Below are 12818 nucleotides of genomic sequence, written 5' to 3'. Positions count from 1 at the left end.
CGTTTCCGACCGGAGAGGACTCACCCGTGACCGCCGTGCTCGGCACCGTCGCCGCGGTGCTCGTCCTGCTGCTCGCCGCCGCCGCGATGCTGTTCTGGCGGCTGTACTCCGACAGCGTCCGCCGAACCGACGCCGCCCGCGCCGAAGTCGAGGCCGAGCGGCGCCGGACCGATTCGCACCAGGCGGCGTTACGGCGCTACGAGGTGGCGTTCGCGTCGATCAGCGGTCGCGGGGAACTCGGCGAACAGGTTCTCGTGGAGACCGCGCGCGCCTTGGGGCTGCGTGAGGGCATCCATTTCACCGTCCAGACCGATGTGGCGGGCGGCGGCGCGGCACGCCCGGACTTGCTGCTGCTGGTGGGCGACGAGCGGCGGGTTCCGGTCGACTCGAAGATGAGCCTCGCCTGCTGGGCCGAGGCGGTGGACACCGACGACGCCGAGGAACGCCTCGACGCCCTGCGCGTGCACGTCCGCAACATCCGCTCCCGCGCGGCCGAACTGGCGGGCAAGGGTTACCAACGGTGGGCGGACGCGATCTACGGCACGATCATGTTCGTCCCGTCCGACGCCGCCGTCGTCGCGGCCTTGGACACCGACCCCACGCTGCTGCGCTGGCTGCTGGACCGCCGCGTGTTCCTGTGCGGCCCCACCGGCTTCGCCGTGATCGCTTCCGCCGCCCTGTTCGCCGCCACCGAACGCGCGATCGCCGACGACGTCGCCACCGTCCGTGCCCGAGCTGCCTCCGCCCACCGGTCCGCGGGCATGGCGGTCGACGCGGTCAACCTGTCCAGCACCCACCTCCAACGCTTCCTGTCGGCACGGCGACGCGAACTGGACGCGCTGGAACAGTTCCGGACCGCCGTGACCCCGTTGACCGACGCCTCCGCGAGCCCGACCCCGATCCCGGCCATCCGGCGAACCGAGGAAGCGGTGGTGAACGGGCACGAGGTGTCCGAAGGCTTACCCGTCGACTGAGTCGTTGAACGCACCCGTGGCCGTCACCCCGCTGCGAAAGTCGCCGATGGTGTGGTGATCGAGAGGTCAGCATGCCTTCGCGCAGGTCGATCCGGGCGTCCTGCCGGACTCGGCCTTGGAAGGACGGCGAGTCAGTCCCCGATCGTGCTTGCAACCCGTCCAGGATTGAGCCGAACGGCGTACTCGCGGTGTCATCCGTGGCCGCTATCGGGCGAACGATGACAGCCACCCCACACCGACGGACTAACGTGTACCGACGTGACCGCGACTCGCGATCGCCGCAGCGATCTTGATGATGACCACGCCGAGCCCGCGTGGGATGAGCGCCCGATCTTCGGCAGTTCACGTGGACTGCCGTGGTGGGGCGCTGTGCTGTTGGCGTTCGGGCTGGCCCTGGTGGCCGCCGTGATCGACCTACAGACCCAGACCACCCTCGGCAAGCTCTACCAGGGCGCTTATGTCCTGGGCTGCGTAGGGGCGATCTGCCTGGTGCGTCGAGCGAACCTGTTCGGGCCGATGGTGCAGCCGCCCTTGGTGTTCGCCGTCACCGCGGTCGGCACCGTTCTCACCATGGGGCCGGACGCGCCCGGTGAGGGGCTCAAAAGCGTGCTGTTCTCCGTGGCACTGCCGCTGACCAGCAACTTCCCGACGATGGGCATCACCACCGCCGTCGTCGTCGCGATCGGCGTGGGCCGCCTGTTCCTCCAGCGCGACCCGGGCGCCACCGACGAGGACGACGCCCCCAGGCCCGCCGTCGCCCGCCGCCCCCGCCCGGAACCGTCCCGCGACGACGAGGACCTGTTCGCGGCCCCGCCCCGGCGCCGCCCAGCCCGCGACGAGGAAGCGGGCAGGCCACCCCGCCGTCCCGCCCGCGACGACCGTGCGCGCGCCCCCCGGGAAGACGCACCCCGAAGCGGCCGCCCCACCCGAGACGAACGCAAGCCGGCCCGCCCCACCGCCGACAAGCCCGCCCGAGACGCCCGCGACGACCGCCCCCGACGCCCCGTCAGGGACGAGGCGGCAGGCCGCCCCCGCCCCCCGCGCGAGGATCCCCGCGCCCGAGGCACCCGCGACCCCAACCGCGCCCGCGACACCGGCAAACCCCGCGAAGCCCAGCCCGACCGCAAACCCCCACGCCCCGACCCCAACCGCCAGCCCCCACGCCGCCCCCGCCCCACCGAGCGCTGACCGCAGGAGGCCCATCCCCCGCCCCGAACACACGGGCGCGGACGGCGCTCTGGGCATTCGCGCCGGCTTGAGCTCGGCACTGTCCGCGATCAGGATTGGCCGGACTCCGGCCAAGGTCGCGCGGGACTGGGCTGGATCTAGAACTGGGCCCGACCAGAGGGCGGCTGGCAGCCGCGCCAGGCCGAGCAGGTGCCGAGTTGGGCTAGGCCGGACCGAGCCGACCCGGGCAGGGCAGCGCTGGCTGGGCTGGGCCGAGCTGGGGTGCGCGCTAGCCGGGCCGGCTAAGCCGAGTCGGGCAGAGCCAAGCCGAACCGGGCTGAGCTGAGCTGGCCGAGCTGGGCCGGGCCTGGCCAAGCCGAGTTGGGCAGAGCCAAGCCGAACCGGGCCGAGCTGAGCTGAGCTGAGCCAGCTGACCTGGGCCGAGCTGAGCGGGCCGGGCTAAGCCGAGCTGGGCCGGCTGAGCTGAGCCGGGCCGGCTGAGCTGAGCCGGGCCGGGCCGGACCGGGCCGGGCCGAACCGGCCGAGCTGCGCTGCGCTGCGCTGAGCGGGCCGGGCCAAGCCGAGCTGAGCTGAGCTGAGCTGAGCTGAGCCAGCTGACCTGGGCCGAGCTGAGCGGGCCGGGCTAAGCCGAGCTGGGCCGGCTGAGCTGAGCCGGGCCGGACCGGGCCGGGCCGAACCGGCCGAGCTGCGCTGCGCTGAGCGGGCCGGGCCAAGCCGAGCTGGGCTGAGCTGAGCCCGGGCCGACTGGGCTGGGCTGGGCTGGGCTGGGCTGGGCTGGGCTGGGCTGGAAGCAGCTCAGCCGAACCAAGCCCGGGGCGAGACCGAGACATCAAGACCACCCAAGGCAGGCTCGAATCGAGCACCTAATCCCTGCACTTCCCCCTGCACCCTCGTCCTGGCCGCACTTAACTCTCGGGCGGCGGTGTCAAGGGTCGGCTTGCCGATCGCGCAGCGACGGCCGCTTGCGGCCGCCCTTGATACCGCCGCCCGAGAGTTAAACAATCGAGGCCGAGGGAGACTCGTCCCCCGCGGAGCGAGGCCGGAGAGAACGAGGCCGGAGAGAACAAAGCGGGCGGCCCCCATCGGGAACCGCCCGCCCACAACCAAAGATCACTTCGCCGGCTTGAGGTCCTTACGCAGCTCAGGCGGAAGCGCGAAAGCGATCTTCTCGTTCGCCGTCGTCACCTCTTCGACCTCGCCATACCCGCGCTCGGCCAGCCACGCCAACAGGTCCATCACCAGGTTGTCCGGCACCGACGCCCCGCTGGTCACGCCCACCGTGGTGACGCCCTCCAGCCAGGCCTCATCCACTTCGTGCGCGTAGTCGACGAGGTAAGACGCCTGAGCCCCCGCCAGCAGCGCGACCTCGACGAGGCGCTTGGAGTTGGAGGAGTTGGTCGAGCCGACGACGAGCACCAGGTCGCACTCCGGCGCCAACGCCTTGACCGCGACCTGACGGTTCGAGGTGGCGTAGCAGATGTCGTCGCTCGGCGGGTTCTGCAGATCCGGGAAGCGCTCGCGGAGCTGGTCGACGCGTTCCATTGTCTCGTCGACCGACAGGGTGGTCTGCGACAGCCAGATGACCTTCGACGGGTCGCGCACGACGACCTTGTCCACGTCCTCCGGGCCGTCGACGAGCTGCACGTGCTCGGGGGCCTCGCCCGCGGTGCCTTCGACTTCCTCGTGGCCTTCGTGGCCGATCAGCAGGATGTCGTAGTCCTCCTTCGCGAAGCGCTTGGCTTCGAAGTGGACCTTGGTCACCAGTGGGCACGTGGCGTCGATGGTGCGCAGGTTCCGCGCGGCCGACTGCTCGTGGACCGCGGGCGACACGCCGTGGGCGGAGAACACCACGAGCGCGCCCTCGGGCACCTCGTCGGCCTCGTCGACGAAGATCGCGCCGCGTTCGCGCAAGGTCTCCACGACGTGGCGGTTGTGCACGATCTCCTTGCGGACGTACACCGGCGGGCCGTAGGTCTCCAGCGCCTTCTCGACGGTGATGACCGCACGGTCCACCCCGGCGCAGTAGCCGCGCGGATTGGCAAGTAGGACGCGTTTGGTCGGAGCACTCATGACTCCAAGGGTACGGGCGTGCCGCCGAGCCCGGGTGTGGCCCGTGTCTCGACCGCTCCTCGCTGTGCAGATCCGCCGGATTCGGGCAGGCTAGGACCATGAAGTCTCTCCCCCTGCCGTTGCGCCTCGCGGCTGGGCTCGCGGCCACCGCGGTCGAGCGTGCCCGCGAGCTGCCCACCCAGATCGCGGGCCTGCCGGTGACCGTGGTCAGCCAGGCCCTGCAGGCGACGATGCGGGTCCAGCAGCACGTCACCGAGCTGGCCATCAAGGGCGATGAGGCCCTGGCGGCGCTGCGCCCGGTCGAAGAGGCGCCGGAGTGGGCGACCTTCGACGAGGACGTCGACAACTACGACCTGAGCCGCCCCGCGTTCGACCGGGTCACCGACGACGACATCGACGACGAGCCCGCCGCCGAGCAGGCTGACGTCGAGGTGCCCGACGATCCCGCCGCGGCGGACCCGTGGGAGCAGGAGGAGCAGGCGATCACCGCGGCCGTGTCTCCCCCGGCGTCCATCCCGAACTACGACGAGCTGTCGCTGCCGCAGCTGCGCGCCCGGCTGCGGGCGTTCTCGGTGGCCGACCTCGAAGAGGCGCTGGCCTACGAGCGGGCGAGTGAGAACCGGCCGTCGTTCGTCGGCATGCTCACCCGCCGCATCGCGACGGTGCGCGACCAGACGTGACGGGGTCGACAGCCGAAGAGCCGTGGCCGGTCCGCACGGTCGCCCGCAAGATCTCCGAGTGGATCAACCGACTGGGCACCGTGTGGGTCGAGGGCCAGCTCACCCAGATCTCGGCCCGCCCGGGCACCGGCACGGCGTTCCTGACGCTGCGCGACCCGGCCGCCGACGTGTCCATGACCGTCACCTGCCCGACCGGCCTGCTGCGGCTGCATGAGCCGCCGCTGACCGACGGCACCCGCGTGGTCGTCCACGCGAAGCCGACGTTCTTCATGAACCGCGGCACGCTGAGCCTGCGCGCGGACGAGATCCGCGCGGTCGGTATCGGCGAGTTGCTCGCGCGCATCGAGCGGTTGCGCAAGCTGTTGGCCGCCGAGGGGCTCTTCGACCCGAAGCGCAAGAAGCGCCCGCCGTTCCTGCCACGCAAGATCGGCCTGATCACCGGTCGCGCGTCCGCCGCGGAGCGCGACGTGCTGGTGAACGCGAAGGCCCGCTGGCCCGCTGTCGACTTCCGGGTGGAGAACGTCGCCGTGCAAGGGGCGCTGTCCGTGCCGCAGATTCTCGACGCACTGTCCGTTTTGGACAAAGACCCGGAGGTCGAGGTCATCGTGATCGCCCGCGGCGGCGGCTCGGTGGAGGATCTGCTGCCGTTCTCGGACGAGACGCTGTGCCGCGCGGTGTCCGCGTGCCGCACACCGGTGATCAGCGCGATCGGCCACGAGCCGGACACCCCGCTGCTCGACCACGTCGCCGACCTGCGCTGCTCGACGCCGACCGACGCGGGCAAACGGGTAGTTCCCGATGTCGCGGAGGAGTCCACGCGGATACGCCATCTGCGTGATCGTGCCCGCCGCGCCCTGCACGGGTGGGTGGACCGCGAACGCCGCCTGCTCGACTCGCTGCGCAGCAGGCCGGTGCTCGCCGACCCCCTGACTCCGCTGGCCAGGCGCGCGGAACAGGTCGACGCGCTCGCCGAACGCGGCAGGCGCGCGCTGCTGGGCAGGCTCGCGGCGGAGCAGTCGGCGCTCGCCGCGACGCGGGCCCGCTTGACGACCCTGGGGCCAGCCGCCACGCTTGCTCGCGGGTATGCGGTCGTCCAGCTCACCGATACCGACGGGACTCCCCGGGTTCTCCGCTCCATCGAGGACGCTCCGGAGGGCACCCGTCTGCGGATCCGGGTCGCGGACGGCGCACTGCACGCGGTCGTCACCGGCGATCGGGACGCGCCCGCCGAAGGGAGGTAGCCGTGAGCGAGACCGACCGGCCGAGGCCGGTTCTCCCTGTGTCGTACCGGGAATCGTCGTTCCTCCCGCTCACTGTCGCCACCGCTTCGGGTGTCCCGGCGCTGCACCCGTCGGCCACCCGCGCCGACGCCGCGGCCGCCGAGTGCTGGACCGCACTGCTCGCGGGCTGCGACACGGCGGGCCGGTCACTGCCCGGCAGACTCCGCGAACTCGCCGACGCCACATCGACCTACGCGGGCGCCGCGTGGTGGAACGGCGACGGCGCGTGCCACCGGGGCCGCATCGATCGGGCCCGCACCCGCATCGAGGAGGCGGTGGCCGACGGTGATGGTGCAGACTTCGCTGAGGCCTTCGTCGGCTTCGACCAGGCGGTCGCCACCGCCCTGGTGCGCGCGCACAACCGAATGAGGAGTCCCGCACGGTGACCGAGCCCGGATACGAACAGGCCCGCGACGAGCTGGCGTCCGTCGTGGCGAAGCTGGAAGCGGGCGGACTGTCCCTTGAGGACTCACTGACCCTGTGGGAACGCGGTGAGGCCTTGGCCAAGATCTGCGACCGGCACTTGGCGGGCGCCCGCGAGCGGGTCGAGACGGCGCTGGCCGCCGTCGAGGCGGAAACCGACTGACGGTCCTTAACGCGCAACCCGAACCGGCGATTTATCCACAACGCGGCGCGACCATCCACACCCGTGAGCAGCCTGGTCCTTTCGCGCCCCTACGCCGATAGACTGGCAAAGGGCAGCCCCCCAGGGCGGGTGGGGGTTGTCTTTTGGGGGCGTCGGGCCGTTTTGCCAGTTGGTGGGTCGAAAACGGCGTGACGCCAGGGCTGCCCTGCCGTCACGATGAGCCATGCTTGTCGACCACTTCCCCGTGCTCGGGCTTCGGCTGACCACGCCACGCCTGGAGTTGCGGTTGCCTTCGGATGCGGAACTCAGCGCGCTGGGCGAGCTGGCGGGCGCGGGCATCCATGATCCGGATGAGATGCCGTTCATCGTGCCGTGGACAACCCGTCCGCCCGCCGAGGTGGCGCGGTCGGTCATCCAGCGCCACTGGCAGCAGTTGGGTGAGTGGTCGCCGGACAGGTGGTCACTAGACCTCGCCGTGTTCCGCGACGGCGTGCCAGTCGGTAGGCAGAACATCCGGGCGCGCGAGTTGGCGGTGACCCGGGAGGTGTCCACCGGCTCGTGGGTCGGGAAACGCCACCATGGGCAGGGCATCGGCACCGAGATGCGGGCCGCGGTGCTGCACCTGGCCTTCGCGGGCCTCGGCGCGCAGGACGCTGTCTCCGCCGCTTTCCCGACCAACACCGCTTCGCACGCCGTCTCCCGCAAACTCGGTTACCGGCCGGACGGCATCGAGCGGCTGGTGGTCGACGGAACCCTGGCCATCGACCAGCGACTGCGCCTCACCAAGGCCGACTGGGAGCGGCACCGCACCGTGCCGGTCACGATCGAGGGTCTCGACCGCTGCCTGCCGTTGTTCGGAATCCCTACGACCGAGGCAGCGGCTCGGCCTTGAGGACGGCGGTGGCGAGGGTGCGGAACTCCTCCTCGGTGCCGTTGCCGGTGATCATCAGCGTCACCCCGTCAAGCTCGGTCGCCCAGGCGCGTTCGTCGCGGCGGCCCGGGTAGACCTGCCACGACCGGCCGCCCGCCTCGACCTGGCCGGTCGGCGCCGACTCCTGGCCGGTCTCGACCCGCACGACCTCCGCGGGCACGGCGCTGGACTGGCTGAGCTGGACGAAGTGGCCGGGGGTGATCCACCCGACCCGGACGACCACCGAGACCGGGTCGACCGGCCCGGAGCTGGTCGAGTTCGCCCGCCACTCGCCCGGCAGGGCCGGGAGGCGGATGGCGAAGTCGGCGGTGCGGGCGTAGCGGGCCAGGTCCACGGCGGCGTCGACCGTGGGAGCCGTGGCCGGGTCGGCCTCCGGCGGGCCGGGGCTGAACGAGCAGCCGCGGTTGAACACGAGCAGCGACCCGATGATCAACAACAGGGCCAGCAGCGACAACAGCATGTCGCGCAGGGTGTGCGATGCCCGGTCGGGGCGCTGGGGAGGTGCCACCGCCCCATCGTCGCAGGCGGCGCGTCGTGACGAGGGGCACGCCCCCGGGGATTCCGCTCCGGCCCCTCCCATCTGGGAGGATGCGAGGTGGTCTCACACCGCAGGCCGCGCCGATCCGGGAGGCAGAATGACCACCTCGACCACCAGCGCTACCCCCGCGCGCCGCCGGGAAGCACCCGACCGCAACCTCGCGATGGAGCTGGTCAGGGTCACCGAGGCCGCCGCGATGGCCGCGGGCCGCTGGGTCGGCCGGGGCGACAAGATCGGCGGCGACCAGGCCGCGGTCGACGCCATGCGCAAGCTCGTGCACACCGTGTCCATGCGCGGCATCGTGGTCATCGGCGAGGGCGAGAAGGACGAAGCGCCCATGCTCTACAACGGTGAGCTGGTCGGCAACGGCGACGGCCCCGACTGCGACGTCGCGGTCGACCCGATCGACGGCACCACCCTGATGGCCAAGGGCATGCCCAACGCCCTCGCGGTCCTCGCGGTCGCCGAGCGCGGCGCCATGTTCGACCCGTCAGCGGTCTTCTACATGGAGAAGCTGGCCGTCGGCCCCGAGGCGGCCGACGTCGTCGACATCACCGCGCCGGTCGCGGAGAACATCCGCCGGGTCGCGAAGGCCAAGCACAGCGACGTGTCCGACGTGACGGTCTGCATCCTCGACCGCCCGCGCCACGACTCCCTGGTGCACGAGGTCCGCGAGGCGGGCGCGCGCATCCACTTCATCTCCGACGGCGACGTCGCGGGCGCCATCTCCGCGGCCCGGCCGAACACCGGCGTCGACATGCTGCTCGGCATCGGCGGCACCCCCGAGGGCATCATCGCCGCGGCCGCGCTCAAGTGCATGGGCGGCGCGATCCAGGGCAAGCTGTGGCCGAAGGACGACGCCGAGCGGGAGAAGGCGATCGCCGCGGGCCACGACCTCGACCGCGTGCTGCTCACCGACGACCTGGTCGGCGGCGACAACGTGTTCTTCTGCGCCACCGGCGTCACCGACGGCGACCTGCTGCGCGGCGTGCACTACCGGGCGGGCGGCTGCACCACGCAGTCCATCGTGATGCGCTCGAAGTCGGGCACGGTCCGGATGATCGACGGCTTCCACCGGCTGACCAAGCTGCGCGAGTACGCGTCGGTCGACTTCGACCGCTCGGCGGAGGACGACGAGCAGGAACTCCCGCCGCTGCCGTAAGCCCGTCCGGGTGCCCGCTCCGACGGCGGAGCGGGCACCACCGGATGCGGAGTGTCACCCCGGCCGAAAGGGTGCAACGAACGTCTGACCAGGGGCGATGGACTAGGCGCAGGAAGCCGTCTTCGAACCCCAACGGGGAGGCGCATCATGCGCTCGACGCGTCGCGTGCTGGTAGTCCTTGCCACATTCATTCTCGCCCTGGCCATGGCGCCACCGGTCGCGGTCGCGAGGCCGGCGGATCCGGCGCTCGAGATGTACACGGTCGAAGGCCAGGCCGACACGATCTCGGAGGCCGCCCCCGGGCTCGAACTCGCCGCCCTGCGTCAGACGCAGTCGGGTGTGCGGGCCGACGTCGTGCTGACCGAGGACCAGCGCGACAAGCTGGCCGCCTCCGGCGTGCGGGTCACGCTCAAGCGCAACGGGCAGGGCCAGACCGTGAGCCAGCAGGCCGCCGCGCAGGCGGCGAACGGCTTCACCGTGTGGCGCTCCTGGGACGAACCCGGCGGCATCAGGGACGAACTGGTCGCCGTGGCGAACGCGAACCGCAATCTGGTCAAGCTCGTCACGCTCGGGCGGACGCACCAGGGGCGCGACATCATCGCCCTGAAGGTCACGCAGGGCGCGCGCGGCGTGCCCGACGGCTCGCGACCGGCGGTGCTCTACTCGTCGCTGCAGCACGCGCGCGAGTGGATCAGCGTCGAGGTGAACCGCCGCACCCTCCACCATGTCATCAACCGCTGGAAAGCAGACGACGCGGAGATCAAGTCGGTGCTCCGCAACACCGAGCTGTGGTTCGTGGTCGTCGCGAACCCGGACGGCTACCAGTACTCGTTCGACCACGAGCGCCTGTGGCGCAAGAACGCGCGCGACAACAACAACGACGGGCAGATCACCATCGGCGACGGTGTCGACCCCAACCGCAACTTCGACGAGCACTGGGGCTACGACAACGAGGGATCGTCGCCGAACCCAGCCGACGAGACCTACCGCGGTCCGAACGCCGCTTCGGAGCCCGAGACGATCGCGATGCAGGGACTGATCGACAAGGTCAAGCCGCGGTTCCAGTCGAACCTGCACTCCTTCGGCGAGTGGCTGCTGTACCCGCAGGGCTGGCAGGTCGGCACGGCCGACGCGGACAACCCGCTCTATGTCGCGCTCGGCGGCACCGACGCCAACCCGGCCATCGCGGGCTTCAACCCCGGCCAGTCCGCCGACACGCTGTATGTCACCAACGGCGAGACGACCGACTACGCGGACACGAACGGCGGCACGGTCGCCTTCACCCCCGAGTTGGGTGAGGGCGTCCCCGGTGCGGGCTTCGTGTTCCCGGACGACGAGGCGCTCGTGCAGGCGGAGTTCGTCAAGACACTCCCCTTCCACCTCGGTCTCGCGAAGTCCGCGAGGAACCCCGCCGACCCGGTCTCGCCGGTCGGCATCGGGGTCGAGCCGTTCTACCTCGACCAGGACGACATCGACCCGCAGAACGGCCAGACGTCGGTGTTCGACTTCCGGTTCGCCGTCTCCTACGGCGACCCGCAGGAGGTTCGCGTGCTGGCCAAGCGCAGCCTCGGCGCCGTCACGCTCAAGTACCAGGTCGGGACCGGCCCGGTGCAGTCGAAGCCGACCGCGGAGTGGACCGGCGGCGAGCGCTACGGCCCCGGCAACGGCACCCACTTCCACGTCGTCGGCGGGCAGGTGACAGGCACGTCGCCCGGTGACAGCGTCAGGGTGTGGTTCGAAGGCGGCGGCCAGGTCAGCGGCTCGTTCACCTACCAGGTGGCGTCCAACAGCGACCGCAGAGTCCTGATCGTCGCGGCCGAGGACTACACGGGCGCGTCCCCGCCGAAGCCGGGCGTCACCGCGCCGCAGTACCTGTCCTACTACGCGGACGCGCTGACCGCCAACGGCGTCGCCTTCGACGTCTACGACGTCGACGCCCGCGGCCGCACCGCGCCGGACAACCTCGGCGTGCTCAGCCACTACGACGCCGTCGTCTGGTACACCGGCGACGATGTCGTGACCCGCGAGCTCGGGTGGGGCCCGGGCAACGCGTCGCGGCTGGCGATGCAGGAGTTGCTCGAAGTGCGTGACTTCCTCAACGAGGGCGGGCGCGTGCTCTACACCGGGCAGCGCGCGGGCCAGCAGTACACGACCGGTCTCGGCACGCAGCTGTACGACCCGTTCGAGAACCGGCAGTGCCGCGCGGACCCAGTCGTGGAGGCCCGCTGCCTCGCGCTGTCCGGGTCCGGCAACTCGCAGGGTGACCCGATCGAGTACTTCTTCGGTGCGGCGATCACCTCTCCCGATGGCGGCAGCGACCCCAACACCGGGGAGCCGTTCCCGATCAACGGGATCGACGACCCGCTGGCCGGGCTGGCGATGACCATCAACGGCGCCGACAGCGCGCAGAACCAGGCGAGCAACTCGTCGTTCATCACGACCGGCGACTTCCTCAAGGTGACCGACCCGGAGGGCAGCTTCCCGCAGTTCGAGAGCTGGCCGGCGGCCGAGTACCTGAGCGGCCTCGCGGGGCCGTTCGACCCGCACACCGGGACGCAGTTCATGTGGTCGGACCGGGCCGATGAGGCGTACAAGCGCCTGTCGCGCACGATCACGGTGCCCGCGGGCGGCGCGACGCTGTCGTTCTGGACGAGCTACAACCTCGAGCTGAGCTTCGACTACCTGATCGTCGAGGCGCACACGGTCGGACAGGACAACTGGACGACGCTGCCGGACCTGAACGGGCACACCTCGTCGGATCTGAGCAGTGACGAGTCGTGCCCGGGCGGCTGGAGCAACCCCGCTGACGCGGCGAACGTGCTGCACCCGTTCCTGACGCACTACCAGACGTTCGACCCGGCGACCGGGACGTGCTCCAACACGGGCACGACGGGGAGTTGGAACGCCGCGAACGGAGCCTCCTCCGGCTGGCAGCAGTGGACGATCGACCTTGGGGCGTACGCGAACCAGCAGGTCGAACTGTCCATCACGGCCCTGAGCGACTGGGGCGTGCAGCAGTTCCCGGGTGTCTTCATCGACGACATCGAGGTGTCGACCGGCGAGGGATCCACCTCGTTCGAGGACGACGGTGACGTGATGGACGGCTGGACCGTTCCCGGCGCACCGCAGGACGAGGCGGGGATCGAGGGCCCCAACTTCAACGACTGGGTCCGCCGCGGCGGACTCGGCATCAAGGAAGGGGCGGCTGTCGGAACCCCGGACACGGTCTACCTGGGCTTCGGATTCGAAGGTGTCTCCGATGCCGCCACCCGCAACACGGTCATGGACCGGGTGGTCGATTACCTGCTCCGCTGACCGCGATCCCGCGACTTGGGCGTCGATCCGCCCAAGTCGCGGGATAACGGGTTGGTAGCGGACAGCAACTTTCCGTGGTCCAGGGGCGTCTTGT

At 71.0% G+C, this 12818-nt stretch carries 11 protein-coding genes; 9 read left to right on the top strand and 2 right to left on the bottom strand.

All coding sequences use genetic code 11. The features are described 5' to 3' along the window. Positions 1-86 precede the first annotated feature (86 nt). On the top strand, positions 87-974 hold the full coding sequence (gene rmuC / locus C8E96_RS12245; protein WP_091379424.1) for a DNA recombination protein RmuC: 888 nt from the start codon (positions 87-89) through the stop codon (positions 972-974). 258 nt (positions 975-1232) lie between these two features. Further along, the gene (locus C8E96_RS12240) at positions 1233-2162 is read left to right on the top strand and encodes a DUF6542 domain-containing protein (RefSeq protein ID WP_091378502.1); all 930 of its coding nucleotides are present in this window, start codon (positions 1233-1235) and stop codon (positions 2160-2162) included. A gap of 1110 nt (positions 2163-3272) precedes the next feature. Here the strand turns inward: C8E96_RS12240 and C8E96_RS12235 are convergent. Then, positions 3273-4232 (bottom strand): 4-hydroxy-3-methylbut-2-enyl diphosphate reductase, encoded by a 960-nt coding sequence (locus C8E96_RS12235; RefSeq protein WP_091378505.1) that lies wholly within the window; start codon positions 4230-4232, stop codon positions 3273-3275. Between the two features lie 98 nt (positions 4233-4330). Between C8E96_RS12235 and C8E96_RS12230 the strand changes: the two genes are divergently transcribed. From C8E96_RS12230 to C8E96_RS12210, 5 genes are all read left to right on the top strand, one after another. After that, positions 4331-4912, top strand: coding sequence for a lipid droplet-associated protein (locus C8E96_RS12230; protein WP_091378508.1), 582 nt, complete (start codon positions 4331-4333; stop codon positions 4910-4912). Then, positions 4909-6153, top strand: coding sequence for an exodeoxyribonuclease VII large subunit (gene xseA / locus C8E96_RS12225; RefSeq protein ID WP_091378511.1), 1245 nt, complete (start codon positions 4909-4911; stop codon positions 6151-6153). The genes C8E96_RS12230 and xseA overlap by 4 nt, the downstream gene beginning before the upstream one ends. A 2-nt stretch (positions 6154-6155) precedes the next feature. Further along, the gene (locus C8E96_RS12220) at positions 6156-6578 is read left to right on the top strand and encodes a sugar ABC transporter substrate-binding protein (RefSeq protein WP_228770029.1); all 423 of its coding nucleotides are present in this window, start codon (positions 6156-6158) and stop codon (positions 6576-6578) included. Continuing rightward, complete coding sequence (locus C8E96_RS12215; protein ID WP_091378514.1) at positions 6575-6778, top strand: exodeoxyribonuclease VII small subunit; 204 nt, start codon at positions 6575-6577, stop codon at positions 6776-6778. Before C8E96_RS12220 ends, C8E96_RS12215 begins: the two co-directional genes overlap by 4 nt. A gap of 223 nt (positions 6779-7001) precedes the next feature. Then, positions 7002-7670, top strand: a complete 669-nt coding sequence (locus C8E96_RS12210) for a GNAT family N-acetyltransferase (RefSeq protein ID WP_091378518.1) — start codon at positions 7002-7004, stop codon at positions 7668-7670. On the opposite strand, the gene C8E96_RS12205 is transcribed toward C8E96_RS12210, so the two are convergent. Continuing rightward, positions 7642-8217 carry a DUF4245 domain-containing protein gene (locus tag C8E96_RS12205; protein ID WP_166657956.1) on the bottom strand — a complete coding sequence of 192 codons (576 nt, stop codon included), beginning with the start codon at positions 8215-8217 and terminating at the stop codon, positions 7642-7644. The genes C8E96_RS12210 and C8E96_RS12205 overlap by 29 nt on opposite strands. Before the next feature lie 127 nt (positions 8218-8344). On the opposite strand from C8E96_RS12205, the gene glpX reads away from it, so the two are divergent. Beyond that, positions 8345-9409 (top strand): class II fructose-bisphosphatase, encoded by a 1065-nt coding sequence (gene glpX, locus C8E96_RS12200; protein WP_091378523.1) that lies wholly within the window; start codon positions 8345-8347, stop codon positions 9407-9409. Between the two features lie 147 nt (positions 9410-9556). Beyond that, complete coding sequence (locus C8E96_RS12195) at positions 9557-12724, top strand: M14 family metallopeptidase (protein ID WP_091378526.1); 3168 nt, start codon at positions 9557-9559, stop codon at positions 12722-12724. Positions 12725-12818: the final 94 nt, after the last annotated feature.

Origin of the sequence: Actinokineospora alba (assembly GCF_004362515.1) — a bacterium.
Lineage (GTDB): Bacteria > Actinomycetota > Actinomycetes > Mycobacteriales > Pseudonocardiaceae > Actinokineospora > Actinokineospora alba.
Note: the sequence above shows the minus strand (reverse complement) of the source record. Positions and strands in the feature narration are given on the sequence as shown.